Origin of the sequence: Rhodococcus coprophilus NBRC 100603 (assembly GCF_001895045.1) — a bacterium.
GTDB lineage: Bacteria > Actinomycetota > Actinomycetes > Mycobacteriales > Mycobacteriaceae > Rhodococcus > Rhodococcus coprophilus.
In genome coordinates this window covers 377,792-393,443 of record NZ_BDAM01000010.1, presented here as the reverse complement: position 1 = coordinate 393,443, position 15,652 = coordinate 377,792, and the positions used below count along the sequence as shown (strand labels likewise).

At 65.1% G+C, this 15,652-nt stretch carries 13 protein-coding genes; 8 read left to right on the top strand and 5 right to left on the bottom strand.

What is annotated here, in order from left to right:
- Positions 1-38: 38 nt before the first annotated feature.
- Genes RDCOP1_RS18305 through RDCOP1_RS18280 form a run of 6 tightly spaced genes read left to right on the top strand, consistent with a single transcriptional unit; the run spans position 39 to position 7,095 of the window.
- On the top strand, positions 39-992 hold the full coding sequence (locus tag RDCOP1_RS18305) for an ABC transporter permease (protein ID WP_072703613.1): 954 nt from the start codon (positions 39-41) through the stop codon (positions 990-992).
- The gene (locus RDCOP1_RS18300; protein ID WP_072703610.1) at positions 989-1,891 is read left to right on the top strand and encodes an ABC transporter permease; all 903 of its coding nucleotides are present in this window, start codon (positions 989-991) and stop codon (positions 1,889-1,891) included. Before RDCOP1_RS18305 ends, RDCOP1_RS18300 begins: the two co-directional genes overlap by 4 nt.
- Before the next feature lie 50 nt (positions 1,892-1,941).
- Positions 1,942-3,525: an ABC transporter substrate-binding protein gene (locus tag RDCOP1_RS18295; protein WP_072703607.1), complete on the top strand. Its 1,584-nt coding sequence runs from the start codon at positions 1,942-1,944 to the stop codon at positions 3,523-3,525.
- A gap of 27 nt (positions 3,526-3,552) precedes the next feature.
- Entirely contained in the window at positions 3,553-4,566 is a 1,014-nt protein-coding gene (locus RDCOP1_RS18290) for an ABC transporter ATP-binding protein (RefSeq protein ID WP_072703605.1), read from the top strand.
- Positions 4,556-5,599, top strand: a complete 1,044-nt coding sequence (locus tag RDCOP1_RS18285) for an ABC transporter ATP-binding protein (protein WP_072703602.1) — start codon at positions 4,556-4,558, stop codon at positions 5,597-5,599. The genes RDCOP1_RS18290 and RDCOP1_RS18285 overlap by 11 nt, the downstream gene beginning before the upstream one ends.
- Positions 5,596-7,095 (top strand): MFS transporter, encoded by a 1,500-nt coding sequence (locus RDCOP1_RS18280; RefSeq protein WP_072703599.1) that lies wholly within the window; start codon positions 5,596-5,598, stop codon positions 7,093-7,095. The genes RDCOP1_RS18285 and RDCOP1_RS18280 overlap by 4 nt, the downstream gene beginning before the upstream one ends.
- Before the next feature lie 24 nt (positions 7,096-7,119).
- On the opposite strand, the gene RDCOP1_RS18275 is transcribed toward RDCOP1_RS18280, so the two are convergent.
- Genes RDCOP1_RS18275 through RDCOP1_RS18260 form a run of 4 tightly spaced genes read right to left on the bottom strand, consistent with a single transcriptional unit; the run spans position 7,120 to position 11,638 of the window.
- Positions 7,120-7,410 (bottom strand): DUF3263 domain-containing protein, encoded by a 291-nt coding sequence (locus RDCOP1_RS18275; protein WP_072703596.1) that lies wholly within the window; start codon positions 7,408-7,410, stop codon positions 7,120-7,122.
- 46 nt (positions 7,411-7,456) lie between these two features.
- Positions 7,457-8,884: a FadD3 family acyl-CoA ligase gene (locus RDCOP1_RS18270; protein ID WP_072703593.1), complete on the bottom strand. Its 1,428-nt coding sequence runs from the start codon at positions 8,882-8,884 to the stop codon at positions 7,457-7,459.
- The gene (locus RDCOP1_RS18265) at positions 8,881-10,062 is read right to left on the bottom strand and encodes an amidohydrolase family protein (RefSeq protein ID WP_072703590.1); all 1,182 of its coding nucleotides are present in this window, start codon (positions 10,060-10,062) and stop codon (positions 8,881-8,883) included. The genes RDCOP1_RS18270 and RDCOP1_RS18265 overlap by 4 nt, the downstream gene beginning before the upstream one ends.
- 28 nt (positions 10,063-10,090) lie before the next feature.
- Positions 10,091-11,638, bottom strand: coding sequence for an AMP-binding protein (locus tag RDCOP1_RS18260; RefSeq protein ID WP_072703587.1), 1,548 nt, complete (start codon positions 11,636-11,638; stop codon positions 10,091-10,093).
- A 133-nt stretch (positions 11,639-11,771) separates the two neighbouring features.
- Here RDCOP1_RS18260 and RDCOP1_RS18255 point away from each other — a divergent pair, with 133 nt between their 5' ends.
- Both RDCOP1_RS18255 and RDCOP1_RS18250 read left to right on the top strand, forming a co-directional pair.
- Positions 11,772-12,488 carry an enoyl-CoA hydratase/isomerase family protein gene (locus tag RDCOP1_RS18255; protein WP_072703584.1) on the top strand — a complete coding sequence of 239 codons (717 nt, stop codon included), beginning with the start codon at positions 11,772-11,774 and terminating at the stop codon, positions 12,486-12,488.
- A 309-nt stretch (positions 12,489-12,797) separates the two neighbouring features.
- Positions 12,798-13,505 carry a M23 family metallopeptidase gene (locus tag RDCOP1_RS18250; RefSeq protein WP_072703581.1) on the top strand — a complete coding sequence of 236 codons (708 nt, stop codon included), beginning with the start codon at positions 12,798-12,800 and terminating at the stop codon, positions 13,503-13,505.
- Between the two features lie 67 nt (positions 13,506-13,572).
- Here RDCOP1_RS18250 and RDCOP1_RS18245 read toward each other — a convergent pair whose 3' ends face one another.
- Complete coding sequence (locus RDCOP1_RS18245; protein WP_072703870.1) at positions 13,573-15,543, bottom strand: M13 family metallopeptidase; 1,971 nt, start codon at positions 15,541-15,543, stop codon at positions 13,573-13,575.
- Between the last annotated feature and the right edge of the window lie 109 nt (positions 15,544-15,652).

Below are 15,652 nucleotides of genomic sequence, written 5' to 3'. Positions count from 1 at the left end.
TCCTGCGGCTCCGGTAGCACGATGAAAGTTGAGTGTGGATGATTCTCACGGTTTCGAAGAAAGTGGGCCGCAGCCTGCTGGTCGTCCTTCTGGTGACGATCGCGGTCGTCGCCCTGCTCGGTCTCGCTCCGGGGTCCGTCGCGCAGGTCATCCTGGGCGAGAACGCAACTCCGGAAGCCGTCGCCGCCATGGATGCCGAACTCGGCCTCGACCAACCCTTCTGGGCGCAGTACACGGGCTGGCTGGGTGACGCGGTACGCGGAGATCTCGGAACATCCCCCCTGACGGGACAGTCGGTGAGCGAAGCGATCGCGGAGCGTCTCCCGGTCACCCTGCAACTCGCCGCCATGGGCCTGATCATCGCGCTCACCATCGCGCTCATCATGGGAGTCGTCTCCGCCTCGCGGCCCGGCAGCAAGGTCGACCGCGGAATGAACGCGCTGTCGGCGGTTTTCCTGTCCGTGCCGGCCTTCATCGCCGGCCCGGTGCTCATCTACTTCCTCGCGATCCAGCTCAACATCTTTCCGGTGATGGGCTGGTCCCGTATCGGTGAAGGGCTGGGCGAGAATCTGCGTGGCGCCCTGCTTCCGGCGCTGGCGATCGCACTCACCGAGATCGCGGCATTCCATCGTCTGCTCCGCACCGACCTCATCGGCACGCTCCGTGAGGACTTCGTGGCCGCCGCCAGAGCCAAGGGCATGCCGTCCTGGTACGTGATGTTCCGGCACGCGTTGCGTCCTTCGTCCTTCTCGCTGATCACCGTCGCCGGCATCAACCTCGGCCGCCTCATCGGCGGAACCGTGATCGTCGAAACACTCTTCGGGCTACCAGGTCTCGGGCAGCTCGTCGCGTCGTCGATCACCTCACGCGACGTGATCATGGTCCAGGGCATCGTCGTCTTCATCGCGGTGGTCTACGTGGGCATCAACACCCTCGTCGACCTCAGCTACCAAGTGATCGACCCGCGGGTCAGGAAGGTGGTCGGAGCATGACCCAGGTCGCGTTGGAGAAGAAGGAGGAGGACGGACGTCCCGCGGACGCCGTCGTCACCCTTCCCGTAGTCCCTGCGGTCAAGAAGACCCGTTCCGTCCTGGTCTACCTGTCCATTGCCTGGCTGGTGATCATCATCGGTGCGGCCGTATTCGCGGGGCTGCTGCCCCTAGCCCCCTACAACGTCCCCATCGGCGCGCCGCGCACGCCACCCGGATTCGGTTCACTGGACACGATTCTGGGAACCGATACTCTCGGACGTTCGCTGTTGTCGCGAGTGGTCTACGGCGCCCAGGTGTCGCTGGTCATCGGTGCCGTCGCCGGCACCGTCGGCTTCGTCGTCGGCTCGTTGTTCGGGATGATCGGCGGATACTTCGGCAAGCGCGTCGACGCCGTGATCTCGCTCGTGGCCGACGCCATGCTCGCGTTCCCGCCGCTGATCCTGCTCCTCGCCCTCGCCTCGATCCTGACACCGAGCGTCCAGACCATGCTCTTCGGACTCGGGTTGCTCGCGATCCCGTCGTTCATCCGGCTCTCCCGAGCCAACACCCTGGCCTGGTCGTCTCGCGAATTCGTCAGGGCAGCAAAGAACATGGGTGCAGGCGACGGGCGCATTCTGTTCCGGGAGATCATGCCGAACGTCCTCGCCCCGCTGGCCTCGTACATGCCCATCGTGATCGCGGCACTGATCGTGGCCGAAGGTTCGCTGAGCTTCCTCGGCCTCGGTATACCGCCGCCACAGCCCAGCTGGGGCGGCATGATCAACGACGGCAAGGATGCCATCGCCACGTCACCCCATCTGGTGTTCGTACCGGCACTCGTCATCTTTTTCACGGTGTTCGCGCTCAATCAAGTCGGCGATCACCTTCGCACCAAGTACGACCGGACGCTGCACGACTGAGTGGGCCTCGAACCGGTTGTAATCGAACATTTTTCAATGAGAGGTCGAGAATGATCCGACACACACGTCTGTTGACCACCCTCGCGGTGGCCTGTTCCACCGTGCTCGTACTGGGGGCATGCGGGTCCGGAGATACCGCTTCCGGCGCCACTGCCGCCCAGAGCACGGTGGAAGCGGGCGATCCCGTTGCCGGTGGCACTGCACGCATCCTGCAGATGGGTGAACCGCGTTCGCTCGACCCCGCCGCGCTGTCCAACACCTGGGCACACCAGCCCACCCTGGGCAATGCTCTCTACGGCACGTTGATGATCACCACCAACGACACGCTCGAACTCGAATACAAGATGGCAACCGACTTCTCGACCGAAGACGGTGGAAAGACCTTCACGCTGGGCGTGCGACCCGGTCTGGTGTTCAGTGACGGAAGCCCCCTCGACGCCGCGGCCGTGAAGTACAACTGGGACCGGCTCAAGGACCCGGCACTCGGATCTACGACGATCCGCCAGGCCGTGCAGATCGAATCGACCGAGGTCGTCGACCCGTCGACGATGCGTGTGACGATGGTCAAGCCGAACCCCCAGTTCGGACAGGCGATCGTCGCCGGCGCGCTCAACTGGATCGCGTCGCCGGCCGCACTCGAGCAGGGGAGTCAGGCTTTCGACCAGAACCCCGTCGGAGCCGGACCTTTCAAGCTCGTGAACTGGACTCGTCAGGATTCGGTCGAACTCGAAAAGAACCCCCAGTACTGGGACGCGCCGAAGCCCTATCTCGACAAGCTCGTAATCCGCACGGTGGCCGACGCCAACCAGCGTTCCAACACGATGATCACCGGCGGGGCCGATCTGACCACCGAGACGAGCTGGACGAACATCAACAAGGCAGAAGCTGCCGGCCTGCAATACCTCGTCGCATCCACCGGTGGCGGCCAGTTCGCGGGGATGAACCAGCGTCGTGCGCCGTTCGACGACGTGCGGGCACGTCGCGCGGTGTCGCTCGCGGTCGATCTCGATGCTGTGAACACCGTGGTCTACAACGGTGAGGGTGAGGTCCCCAAGACCCTGTTCCCCGAGGGTTCCCCGTACTACGCCGACATCCCCTTGAGCACGACGGATGCCGCGGAAGCGCAGCGTCTGTTCGACGAGCTGGCTGCGGAGGGCAAGCCGGTTTCGTTCACCTTCCTGTCCTACCCGACGACCGAGAGCCGCGTCCTCGGTGAGGCCATCCAGGCCCAGCTGAGTGCATTCAAGAATGTGCAGATGAACGTCGAGGTGGCCGATTTTCCCGCGGTGACCGCCCGCGCGGGTGCACGCGACTTCGACATGCTGGTCTCGTCCTCGATCACCCAGGATCCCGACTATGCACTGACGATCGGGTTCGATTCGCAGTCGTCCGGAAACTTCATGGGTGTCGACAACCCCGATCTCGACGGGGCACTCGAGCGGGGACGGTTCGGGCAGACCATCGAGGAACGTAAGGCAGCCTACGACGAGGCGCAGCGGATCATCGCCGACACCGTGGTGGGTCTCTGGTACGTCCGGGCGTTGCCCTCGGTGGTCTTCGGCAAGAACCTGCACGGCGCACAGATTTACACACTCGGGTCTCCTCTTCCCGAAGAGCTCTGGATCAGTAACTAGCCGACACGAGGAAAGGGCCGGCTCGCCGTGAATGCTCAGCCGCTTCTCGAAGTGAGAAATCTACGTGCCTACATCGGCACACCGCGTGGCACCGTCCGTGCAGTCGACGACGTGTCGCTCGACCTCGATTCCGGACAGGCGCTGGGTATCGTCGGCGAGTCCGGCTCCGGCAAATCGGTGATGGCCCGGGCGATCATGGGGCTCATGCCGCCGCGCTCGGGCCGTTCCGGGGAGGTGACATTCAGGGGCCGAGATCTCCTCTCCCTGACGAAGAAGGAGAAACTGGAGATCTGGGGAAACCAGATCGCCATGGTCTTCCAGGACCCGGGGCGGTCGCTCAATCCGGTGGTCAAGGTCGAGCGGCAACTCACCGAAGGGATGCGCAGGCACCTCGGGGTGAGCAGGTCGGAGGCACGAACCCGCGCGTTGAAGCTTCTCGAGGAAGTCGGTGTGCCGGACCCGGAACGCCGGCTGGGCAACTATCCGCACGAGATGTCCGGTGGCATGCGCCAGCGCGTGATGCTCGCGATCGCTCTGGCGTGTGAACCGGACCTGCTCATCGCCGACGAGCCCACGACCGCACTGGACGTGACTGTGCAGCGGCAGATCCTCGATCTGCTCCGGCGTGTGCAACGCGACCGGAACATGTCGATGATGCTCATCAGTCACGACCTCGCGGTCGTCGCGGGACGCACGGACCGCGTGGCGGTGATGTATGCCGGGCGGCTCGCCGAGGTCGGTTCCACCCGTGAGGTGTTCGACGCTCCGATGCATCGTTACACCCACGCTTTGCTCGGAGCCACTCCGACGATCGACCACGAGCGGCACGCACCGTTGCGGCTGATCGAAGGATCGCTTCCCGACCCGACGGATCCGCCACCGGGATGCCGGTTCGCGCCTCGCTGCACCCACGCGGAAGACCGGTGCACCGCGTCGCCCATCGCTCTCGAGACGGTCGGTACCGATCACGAGGTGGCATGTCTGCGTCCCGTCGTCCCGGCGGTGGCCGCTGTATCCGGAGGTGAATCCCATGGCGGGTAGTGGTGCCGCTCATCTGCGGGGCGACGACGCTCTGCTCAGCGTTCAGGACCTCGTGGTCGAATACCCCACCGACGCCGGCACAGTGCAGGCTGTGTCGAAGATCAGTTTCGACGTGCTGCCCGGTGAGACGCTGGGCATCGTCGGTGAATCCGGCTGTGGCAAGTCCACGACGGGTCGCGCGGTTCTGCGTCTCGACCGCGTGACCTCCGGACGCATCCGCTTCGGCGAGGAATGGATCGAGGGTGCGAGCGAAAAGCGGATGCGCTCGCTCCGCCGGGACATGCAGATGATCTTCCAGGATCCGGTGTCCTCACTGAATCCACGGCGCGCCGTCAAGGACATCGTCGTCGAGGGGATGGCCATCGCACGGGCCTCGTCCGAGTCGCGTGAGGCGGCGTCGGCGTCGGTGCTCGAACAGGTCGGTCTCTCCGGGGACCGGTTCGCGAATGTGCTTCCGCGGCAGCTGTCCGGTGGTCAGGCGCAGCGTGTGGCGATCGCGCGAGCACTCGCCCTCGAACCGCGGCTGCTCATCTGTGACGAACCGGTGTCGGCACTGGACGTCTCGGTGCAGGCGCAGATCCTCAACCTCATCGAGGAACTGAAGAAGAAGTTCGACCTGACGGTCGTGTTCATCGCGCACGACCTGGGAGTCGTGCGGACGGTCAGCGACAACGTCATGGTGATGTACCTCGGCAAGGTCTGCGAGTTCGGGGATTCGATCGAGGTATACGACGACCCTGCCCACCCCTACACGCGGGCCCTTCTCGATTCGGTGCCCTTGACCGATCCCGAGAAGGCGTTCGCCGGGCCGGCTTTGGCGGGAGACGTACCGTCGCCTCTCGCGCCGCCGACCGGGTGCCGTTTCCGGACCCGTTGCCCGCGTGCTGAGGACCGCTGTGCCGAGGAAGAACCGGAGATGCGTGAAGTGCGGCCGGGACAGTTCGCGGCGTGTCACTTCCCGATCCCGTCGGTCACCGGACGCAAGAATCTCCTCGACGACGCGGAGAACGCCCTCGTGGATGCCGATGCATGACCGCGCCGTCTGAAGGTATCCGGCTGCCCGAAGACCGGGCCGGCCGCACGATCTGGGTGCTGGTGTTCGCCGGAATCGTCACGACTCTCATGTCCACGCTCGTCATTCCACTGCTCGGCGAGCTTCCGGCCATTCTCGGAACGAGTCCCGCGAACGCATCCTGGGTGGTGACCGTGACCCTGCTTGCGGGAGCGGTCGCCACACCGGTGACCGGCAGGCTCGGCGACATGTACGGTGCGCGCCGGATACTGCTGCTGTGCACGATCCCGCTCATCGTGGGCTCCTTCGTGTGTGCGATGTCGTCGTCGCTCTGGCCCATGCTGATCGGACGTGCACTGCAAGGCGCCGGATTCGGCATCGTGCCCCTCGGGATCAGCGCTCTCCGTTCCCTCGTCCCACCGGAGCGGCTCGGATCGGCGATCGCACTCATGAGTTCCTCGCTGGGAATCGGGGGAGCGCTCGGCCTGCCGGTCGCAGCGATCGTCGCGCAGACGACGAGCTGGCGGATGCTGTTCTGGGGAGTCGGAATCCTCAGCGTCGTAATGACTCTGCTCATAGCGTGGTTCGTGCGTGAGGCGCCCGTCCGGGAAACCCGGGGACGGTTCGACGGCTTCGGAGCGGTCGGACTCGCGGTGGCGCTGGTGTGCCTGCTGCTCGCGGTGTCCAAAGGTGGCGACTGGGGTTGGACCGCCGTTACGACCGTGACACTGTTCGTCGTGTCGCTCGTCGTCTTTCTCGGCTGGGGTAGATGGGAACTTCGCACCGGAAGCCCGTTGGTCGACCTCCGGGTGGCCATGGGCAATCGTGTGCTGGTGACCAACATCGTCACGATCCTGATCGGGTTCTCGATGTACTTCCAGGCGTTGCTCGTTCCGCAGATCCGGCTGCTACCCGAATCGACGGGCTACGGACTGGGTCAGTCGATGATCGTCATGGGACTCTGGTGCGCTCCGGCCGGGCTGCTGATGATGGCGATATCGCCATTGGGGGCGCGACTCACGACACTGCGAGGACCTAGAACCACCCTGTGTACGGGATGCCTGATGATGGCTGTGGCGTACGGATCGTCGGTCGTCCTGATGGGATCGACCTGGGGCCTGCTGGTGATCACATGCAGCATCGCTGCGGGAATCGGGCTGGCGTACGGGGCAATTCCCACTCTGCTCATGGGGGCCGTACCGCGCACGGAAGTCTCTTCGGCGAACAGCGTGAACACCTTGCTGAGATCACTCGGGGGTACCGTCTCTGCGGCGGTGGCCGGCGTCGTTCTGGCTCAGATGAGCGTCGCGTTCGCCGGTAATCTGATTCCCACCGAGAACGGCTTCCTCGTCGGCATGCTGATCGGCGGAGCTTCGGCGCTCCTCGCGGCTCTCGCCACGGTGGGAATCCGCGGAGAGCAGCCGAGCGTTCCCGGCACCCCGCCCGTCGCGGGACCGGTACTGTCGCAGCCCGATACCGCGCCCCGCCCCGCGGCCACCGATCGGGTTGTCGGCTGATGCCGCCAACCCGACCGGTCGGTGTCAGGCAGAGAGCTTGCTGAGGGGATGCTCGGACGACACGTGCCGTGGCCGGATCCGGTCGCCACCGGACCGGATATCTACAGTGCTGAGACGGTCGTCGCAGATGCGGACGAGATCGGTGAGTACCTGTGGGTCGAGCCGGTTCCATCGATGCTTGGTCAGAAGCCTGCGCAGACGATGGAAATAGTCCTCGGGGGAGATACCGAAGGTGACGAAGATGTCTTCGTCGGGTCCGCCGTTCCAGTGGCGCCACTTAACGGCGAAGGCAAGTATCGCAGCTTCATCGGTCATCGCGCCGTCTCTCCTTCGATCGTGGGTGTCGTCGATACGTTGTGTATCAACGCAATTGGTCTTTCACGACCTTGCCGGTCGCGTTGAGCGGAAGGGCGTCGAGGTATTCGATCTCACGCGGGGCCTTGAACCCGGCCATTCGTTGCCGGCTCCACGTGAGCAGTTCCTCCACCGGCACGGGATTCGCCGAGACGACGAATGCCTTTCCGACCTGCCCGAGGCGCCGATCCGGAATGCCGATCACGGCAACCTGGTCGACTGCCGGGTGCTCGAGCATGAACCCCTCGATTTCCGCGGGATATGCGTTGAAACCGCCGACGATGAACATGTCCTTTTTGCGGCCGATGATCTTCAGGCGGCCGTCTTCGTCCAGGCTGCCGAGATCTCCGGTGTGCAACCAGCCGTCGGTGTCGACGGCTTCTGCCGTCGCGTCCGGATCGTCCAGGTAACCCTGCATGACATTGTAGCCCCGGATGAGCACTTCGCTGTCGTCCGCGATGCGGACTTCTATTCCCTCACAAGGAGTTCCGACAGTCTTCGCGATCTGTTCGAAAGTGTCTCCCGGCCGGGACGCGGTCGCCGTTCCGGCTTCGCTGAGCCCGTATCCAGTCATGATGGTTCGGAACGGCAGTTCGTCGGCGATACGACGGATGAGGTCGACCGGGATGTCTGCCGAGCCGGTGACCGCTGCCCGCAACGACGACAGATCGCGCGTTCCCTGGGCTGCGAGGAGGGACTGGTAGAGCGTCGGTGGCCCAGGAAGCATCGTGATCCGTTCTCGCTCCACGATTTCGAGAACACGGTCGACGTCGAGGACGGGTACGGGATACACGGTGGCGCCCCGGATCATCGAGGCGACGAGTCCGGCTTTGTAGCCGAACATGTGGAAGAAGGGGTTGACGACCAGATACCGGTCGCCTTTGCGGAGATCGGCCAGATCGCACCACTCCGAGAACATCCGGAGGGTTTGGCTGTGATTCATCATCACGCCTTTTGGGCGACCGGTGGTTCCGGAGGTGTACATGATGTCGGCGATGTCGTCGCCGCTAGAGCGTCGGGCGAAGGGGTTACCACTGCTCAGGAAGTCCGACTTGATATCGAAAGTGGGTATGCCTGCGGGAGTGCGGAACTCGGTGTCGAGAAAGCCGTTCTCGACCAGCACCAGCTTGGCGCCGCTGCGACGGATGATGTCACCGGCTTCTTCTTCCCGGTAGCGCGTGTTGACAGGGACGAGGACACCGCCCGCAGCGAGCAGTCCGAACGCCGCCACGATCCACTCCGCGGAGTTGGGGGCCCAGATCGCGGCCCGATCACCCTTGCCGACGCCGGCCGCTGCGAAGGCTCCGGCGGCCCGGCGGATGCGCTCGGTGAGTTCGGTGAAGGTGATCCGCAGGTCCCCGTCGACGACCGCTTCGGCATCGCCGAAGCGGTCGTCCGTGCTGAGGACCATCTCGGGGATGGTCCGCCAGGTCATACCTTCAGCAGCCTCGCGAGGTTGCCGCCCATGACCAGCTTCTGATCCTCCAGCGGGAGATGCTGGATGTGGTCGATGTAGCTGGTCGGTTCGGCCAGGCCCTCGGGGTGGGGGTAGTCCGAGCCGAAGAGGACGTGGTCGGCGCCGATGAGAGCCGTCAGCTTGCTGAAGTCCTCTTCCCAGAAGGGGCTGACGTAGATGCTCTTCTTGACGGCCGCGACGGGATCCTGCATGCCGAAGCCCTCGGGAGCCTTCTTGAACGTGTCTCCGAGGGTCTGCAGCACGTGCGGCAGCCAGGAGGCACCGTTCTCGATGACCGCGATCCGCAGCTCGGGGAAGCGGAACAACGCGCCGTGGCACACCCAGGATGCAACGGCGTCCTGGATCGGACGCCATTCGCTGACCATGCGGAATGCGTTGGTGACGAACGGCAGCATTTCGTCGCCGGTGCCGTCCCACTCCTGGTTGTACCGGGCGTAACCGCTGTCGGACGAGTGCTGGGTGACCAGGACGTCCAATTCGACGACGCGCTTCCAGAACGGATCGAACTCCGGAAGTGCGAACGAACGCGGACCCTTGAATCCCGGAACGGGGGCCGGCCGGACGAGGATCGCCTTGGCGCCGCGCTCGACACACCACTCCAGCTCTTCGATCGCCTTGTCGACGATGGGCAGGCTGATGACAGGGACGGTGAAGATGCGGTCCTTGTAGTTGAAGCCCCAGGTCTCGTACAGCCACTGGTTGAGCGAGTGGACGACGGCGTGGATCAGCTCCGGGTTGTCGCGCATCCGCTCTTCGACGAGGCTCGCCAACGTCGGAAACATGAGGGTGCGGTCGATCTGGAGTTCGTCCATGAGCTCGAGACGCGCGGCCGGTTCACGGAAGGCGTCGATCGACTTCATCGGCTTGCCGAAGATCTCCCGCTTGCTCTTGCCCTCGGGATTGCCGTTCTTGAAGTAGTCCTCCATCGCTCCGGGACGAGCGACCACCTCGAAGGTGGGGTTGGGGATGTACTCGCTGATCTGGTTGCGGATCGCGATCTTCGTGCGGCCGTCGACCTGCACGTACTTGATGGCGCCCTTGTACTTCTCCGGCAGGAACTTGGTGAGGGCTTCCTCGGTCTCGTACAGGTGGTTGTCCGCATCGAACAGCGGATACGGCAATTCTTTCGGTGACATAGATCCTCCTTCTCCTGTTGTGAGAATACTATTCTCTTCCGCGGGAGGCCGCAATATCCCCCCGCACCCGGAACTTCTGAATCTTGCCGCTCGCGGTGCGGGGAAACTCCGTCACTTCGTGCAGTTCCTCGGGCCACTTTTGCTTCGCGACACCGGACGCCCGGAAGTGTTCGCGCACCTCGTCGAGCGTGGGCATCGCGTGCCCCGGATGCAGCCTCAGAACCGCCGCGGCGTGCTCACCCAGGCGCTCGTCCGGGGCGGAGACGACCGCAGCCTCCGCGACCGACGGAAGTGTCAGCAGGATTTCTTCCACCTCGAGAGCGCTGATGTTCTCGCCACCCCGGATGATGAAATCTGCCTTGCGGTCGGTGATGGTCAGGAAGCCGTCGTCGTCGAGCACACCGATGTCGCCCGTGTGGTACCACCCGTCCTCGTCGAACATGCGGGCGGTGAGTTCGGGGTCGGTGTAGCCCATGCACAGGTCCGGGCCGCGGCTGAGGATCTCGCCGTCCTCGGTCAGGCGGATCTCGACTCCGGGCGAGACGCACCCGTCGGTGAAGAGGCGCTTGTCGGCGGGGTGGGTGACCAGCGAACTCGTGATCGACGGATGCTCGGTGCTCCCGTACGCCCGGAAGACCGTGATGCCGAGCGAGTCGAGCCTGCGGGTCACCGCAGCGGGAACGGTCGACCCGCCCAGGCCCGCGTACTTCATGTACTGCAGGTGGCGGGACTCGTCGAAGTCGGGGTGATCGAGAAGGCTGGTGATGAAATACGTCGCGCCACCACCGATTACGAGGCCGTCGCTCTCCATGAGTTCGATCGCCCGGGCAGGGTTCCAGACGTCGAGCAGGTTGATGGGGCTGTTGTCGAGGAGAGGGATCAGAAACGCGTTGACCATGCCGATGAAGTGACCGACGGGTGCGCCGGTGAGCTGCGTGCCGCGATCGGCAGGGTAGCGAGCGACGAGTTGCCGGGTCTCGAACCCGAGGGTCCGGTGGCTGTGCACGACACCCTTGGGGTCGCTCGTCGTGCCGGACGTGAAGGCCAGCAGCGCCGGCGCAGCGGGATCCGTGGGCAGGACACCTTCGAACGGTTCGTCGTCGAGCAGGTCGTCGAAATCCCGTCCGACCACACCGACGATCGGAATGTCGGCGCACAGGTCGGGGTGGTATTCGGTGTACCCGAACCGCTCGGCACACACGAAGACCTTCGGGGATGCCTCGCGGAGGATGAACCCGAGTTCTTTGCGTCCGTAGAAGTGCACGATGGGCACCACCGTCGCGCCGAGGAAGGAAGTCGCCCAGAAGACGGCCGCGGCCTCCATCCAGTTCGGCAGCTGGAACGCCACCACATCGCCCGCGCCGACGCCGCGTCGCCGTAGGCCCGCCGCGAGGCGTCGCGCGACGACTTCGACGTCTCCGACGGTCCCCGACCAGGGCCGTACCTCGGAGTGCACCCGGAATTCGATGTCGGGGGCGGCCTTCAACCCGCGGGCCAGCATGTCGCCGATCGTGTCGCGCGTCCACCAGCCTTCGTTCTCGTAGCGTTCGACCAATTCGGGGGGCAACTGCCGCATCGTGGGAGCTCCAAGGTCAGAGGGGTGAGACCGCTCCGCCCTGCGTCGCAGCGCTTCGGAGTCGGCTGAGGCATATGCGAGCATGTTATTCTCCAAATTCCAGAATTCCAATATCAATTCGGAGAACAAACCTATGGTCGACCTCGAAGTCGAAGACGGACTGGCGATCGTCACGATCGATCGCCCCCACGCTCGCAATGCGATAGCCCCCGAGACCATGGATCAACTCGAGAAGGTGCTCGACGCCGCGGCAGGTGCGCGCGCGCTGGTGATCCGGGGCGCCGGCGACAAGGCATTCGTCTCCGGCGGTGATCTGAAGGAACTGGCCAAGCTCCGGACCCATGAGGAGGCCGCCGACATGGCGCGCCGGATGCGCGCGATCTGCGATCGCATCGCCGAGTTTCCGGCACCCGTCGTTGCAGCACTCAACGGGCATGCGCTCGGCGGGGGAGCGGAGGTCGCGGTCGCCGCGGATATCCGGATCGCCGCTTCCGATATCAGGATCGGCTTCAACCAGTCCTCGCTCGCCATCATGCCTGCGTGGGGAGGCGCCGAGCGGCTCGCCGCTCTGGTGGGTCGCGGGCGCGGCCTGATGCTGGCGGGTGCCGGCACGATTCTGCGCGCGGAGGAGGCCGAGCGCATCGGCCTCGTCGACCGCGTTCTGCCCCGGGAGGCGTTCGACGAGGGGTGGCGTGCGCTCGGCCGATCGCTCGCCAACGGGTCGTCGGCGTCGATCAAACGGGTCATGAACGGGGCGACCCCCGCCGAGGCCGTGGACGCCTTCGCCCGACTATGGGTGGCCGACGCCCACTGGGAAGCAGCCGAGAAGGTGATGAATCGGGGTCGCTGAAACCGCGCATTGCGTGATTCCGGTCACTTTTCCCCGAAAACTTCCGAGACCTCGCGAACCGTGTGAGGTTCCTGTGACTCGAGAGATACCGAATTCGTAATCTGAACCACCTTTGGCAACGAACGTGTCAAGACGCCACGCCGTAAAACCCCGATTCCAGCGTTATCGTGATGCTGTCGTAATCAGTTCGTTATCGGGGGACGAGCCAAAGGGATCTCTGCTTTGTCACACACATCGGAACATCGCGACCACAGTGCCCGTGCACCGCACGGGCCCTCCAAGGCTGCACGTGTCGGCCGCTGGGCGGCCGTGGTCATCGTGACCGGTGCCGTCACGGCAGGCGGAACCACGGCTGCAAGCGCAGCAGACGGACCCGACGGCATGGAAATCCGTCCGGCGTGGACGGGCGCCGGTGCGACCGTCCTGTCCACCGCACCGCAGGTACTGAAAGTCGCCGGGCTCGAATCGGCCGACTACGCCGGGAAGTTGCAGCGCGCGGCAGAACGCGACGCGAAACGCGTCGCCGACGAGATCGCCGCAATGCATGCGGAAGCCGAGCGCATCGCGCGGGAAGAAGCCGATCGGCTGGCTCGCGAAGAAGCGGCGCGGCGCCCCGCCCTGGCATTCCCTGCCGCGGGAACGCTCACCTCCGGTTTCGGCGCACGCTGGGGCACCAACCACAACGGCATCGACATCGCCAACTCGATCGGAACTCCCATCGTCTCCGTCACCGACGGCGTCGTGATCGAATCCGGCCCGGCGACGGGCTTCGGCCTGTGGGTGCGGATCGCGCAGGACGACGGCACGATCGGCGTGTTCGGGCACATCGACCAGTCGCTGGTCACGGTCGGTCAGCACGTGCGCGCCGGCGAGATCATCGCCACGATGGGCAACCGGGGCCAGTCCACCGGACCGCACCTCCACTACGAGGTGTGGCTGCCCAACGGCGTCAAGACGGACCCGATCCCGTGGTTCCACGCGCGCGGTGTCCCGGTGCCCGGCTCGCACCTGGGCTGATACAGCCAGGACCTGAATCCACGAACGCCCCCACGTCCTTTCCGGATGTGGGGGCGTTCGGCATCGATCACCAGATCTTCACGCGCTCCGACGGTTCGAGGTACAGAGCGTCGGTCTCGCGCACATCGAACGCCTCGTAGAACTCGTCGATGTTCCGGACGACCCCGTTGCACCGGAACTCCGGCGGCGAGTGCGGATCGACGGCAAGCCGACGGAGAGCCTCCTCGTCGCGAACCTTGGTGCGCCACACCTGGGCCCAGCCGAAGAACACCCGCTGCAACCCGGTGAGCCCGTCGATTACCGGTGCCGGCCGGCCGTCGAGGGCGATCGAGTACGCCTTCAACGCAATGGAGAGGCCGCCGAGGTCGCCGATGTTCTCGCCGATCGTGAAACTTCCGTTGACGTGATGCCCGGGCAGCGCCTTCGGCTCGAAATCGTCGTACTGCGCGATGAGTTGTGCCGTGCGCTTCCCGAATTCCTCACGGTCCGAATCGGTCCACCAGTTCTCCAGGTTCCCGTCGCCGTCGTACTTGGCGCCCTGGTCGTCGAATCCGTGGCCGATCTCGTGCCCGATCACCGCGCCGATTCCACCGTAGTTGGCGGCGTCGTCGGCGTGGAGGTCGAAGAACGGCGGCTGGAGAATCGCTGCGGGGAAAACGATCTCGTTCATTCCGGGGTTGTAGTACGCGTTCACCGTCTGCGGCGTCATGAACCACTCGTCGCGATCGACCGGGCCTCCCAGCTTGGCGAGATCACGGTCGTACTCCGCGGCGTATCCGCTGCGGTAGTTGCCGACGAGGTCGCCGGCGGTGACGGTGACCGCCGAGTAGTCGCGCCACCTGTCCGGGTATCCGACCTTGGGCGTGAACTTGTCGAGTTTGCGCAGTGCCGCCTCGCGCGTCTGCGGGCTCATCCACTCGAGGCCGGTGATGCTCTGGCGGTAGGCCTCCTTGAGGTTCTCGACCAGCACCTGCATCCGGGTCTTCGCCTCGGCCGGAAAGTGCCGCTCGACGTAGATCCTGCCGACCGCCTCGCCGAGCAGGTCCTGCACCAGCGACACCCCTCGCTTCCAGCGAGCGCGAATCTCCTGTGCGCCGGTGAGTTCACGTCCGTAGAACGCGAAGTTCTCATCGACGATCGCCGAGGTGAGATACGGCGCGCGTGCCCGCAACACCCGCCACGACGCCCACGCCTTCCAATCCTCGAGGGATTCGTCGGCCCACACCTGCGCGAATACGTCGAGGAAGCTGGGCTGCCTGACCACGACCTCCGCCCACTGCTCGGTACTCGCGCCTGTCGCGGTGATCCAGCCCGTCCAATCGAATTGCGGCCGGTCGGCGATCAGCGAATCCAGGGTGACCAGGTTGTACGTCAGGTCGGCGTCGCGGCGTTTGACGACGTCCCAGTGCCCGGCCGCGAGCTTGGTCTCCAGCGCCAGCACCCGCGCCGGATCGAGGTCGAGGCCGGCGAGGGAGAACATGCGGCCGATGTGCTCGGTGTACGAACCACGAATGTCGGCGTAACGCTCCTCCCGGTAGTACGACTCGTCCGGAAGACCGAGCCCGCCCTGCGCCACATGCATCAGGTAGCGCTGCGAATTCTTCGAGTCGGTGTCGACGTAGTGCAGGAGCGCACCGCTGACACCGACCCGCTGCAACGCACCCAGCACCGACGCGAGGGCATTCCGGTCGGGTGCCCCGGCCACGGCCGCGAGTTCGCCGGAGATCGGAGCGAGGCCCGCAGCCTCGATGGTGTCGGTATCCATGAAACTCGCGAACAGATCACCGATCTTCTGGGCGTCGGTGCCGGGTTCACCGCCGGACGCCGCGGCGTCCTCGATGATCGAGCGGACGTCGGCTTCGGCTTTGTCGGCGAGCGTGCGGAACGCACCGTCCAGAGCGCGGTCGGCCGGAATCTCGTGTTCGGCGAGCCACCGCCCGCTGACGTGCTCGAACAGGTCGTCCTGCGGCCGAACGTGCTGGTCGACGTATTCGAGGTCGATGCCGGAGCGGATCTCCGAATGTGGGGCGATGGTCATGTGGTCCATCCTTACACCGATTCCGCGGGAGTTGCAGGCGCCGCCCGGACGCGGCGAACCTCCACGCCGGTGGGGTAAGGCTCCTACCATCGTGCGCAGAGCAGTGGTT

What these genes read in the sequence shown, in the direction of transcription:
- RDCOP1_RS18265 (WP_072703590.1), bottom strand. Translation starts at nt 10,062, where the DNA reads ATGTCACCGAAAGAATTGCCGTATCCGCTGTTCGATGCGGACAACCAC.
- RDCOP1_RS18255 (WP_072703584.1), top strand. Translation starts at nt 11,772, where the DNA reads ATGGTCGACCTCGAAGTCGAAGACGGACTGGCGATCGTCACGATCGAT.
- RDCOP1_RS18260 (WP_072703587.1), bottom strand. Translation starts at nt 11,638, where the DNA reads ATGCGGCAGTTGCCCCCCGAATTGGTCGAACGCTACGAGAACGAAGGC.
- RDCOP1_RS18300 (WP_072703610.1), top strand. Translation starts at nt 989, where the DNA reads ATGACCCAGGTCGCGTTGGAGAAGAAGGAGGAGGACGGACGTCCCGCG.
- RDCOP1_RS18280 (WP_072703599.1), top strand. Translation starts at nt 5,596, where the DNA reads ATGACCGCGCCGTCTGAAGGTATCCGGCTGCCCGAAGACCGGGCCGGC.
- RDCOP1_RS18285 (WP_072703602.1), top strand. Translation starts at nt 4,556, where the DNA reads ATGGCGGGTAGTGGTGCCGCTCATCTGCGGGGCGACGACGCTCTGCTC.
- RDCOP1_RS18305 (WP_072703613.1), top strand. Translation starts at nt 39, where the DNA reads ATGATTCTCACGGTTTCGAAGAAAGTGGGCCGCAGCCTGCTGGTCGTC.
- RDCOP1_RS18295 (WP_072703607.1), top strand. Translation starts at nt 1,942, where the DNA reads ATGATCCGACACACACGTCTGTTGACCACCCTCGCGGTGGCCTGTTCC.
- RDCOP1_RS18245 (WP_072703870.1), bottom strand. Translation starts at nt 15,543, where the DNA reads ATGACCATCGCCCCACATTCGGAGATCCGCTCCGGCATCGACCTCGAA.
- RDCOP1_RS18270 (WP_072703593.1), bottom strand. Translation starts at nt 8,884, where the DNA reads ATGACCTGGCGGACCATCCCCGAGATGGTCCTCAGCACGGACGACCGC.
- RDCOP1_RS18275 (WP_072703596.1), bottom strand. Translation starts at nt 7,410, where the DNA reads ATGACCGATGAAGCTGCGATACTTGCCTTCGCCGTTAAGTGGCGCCAC.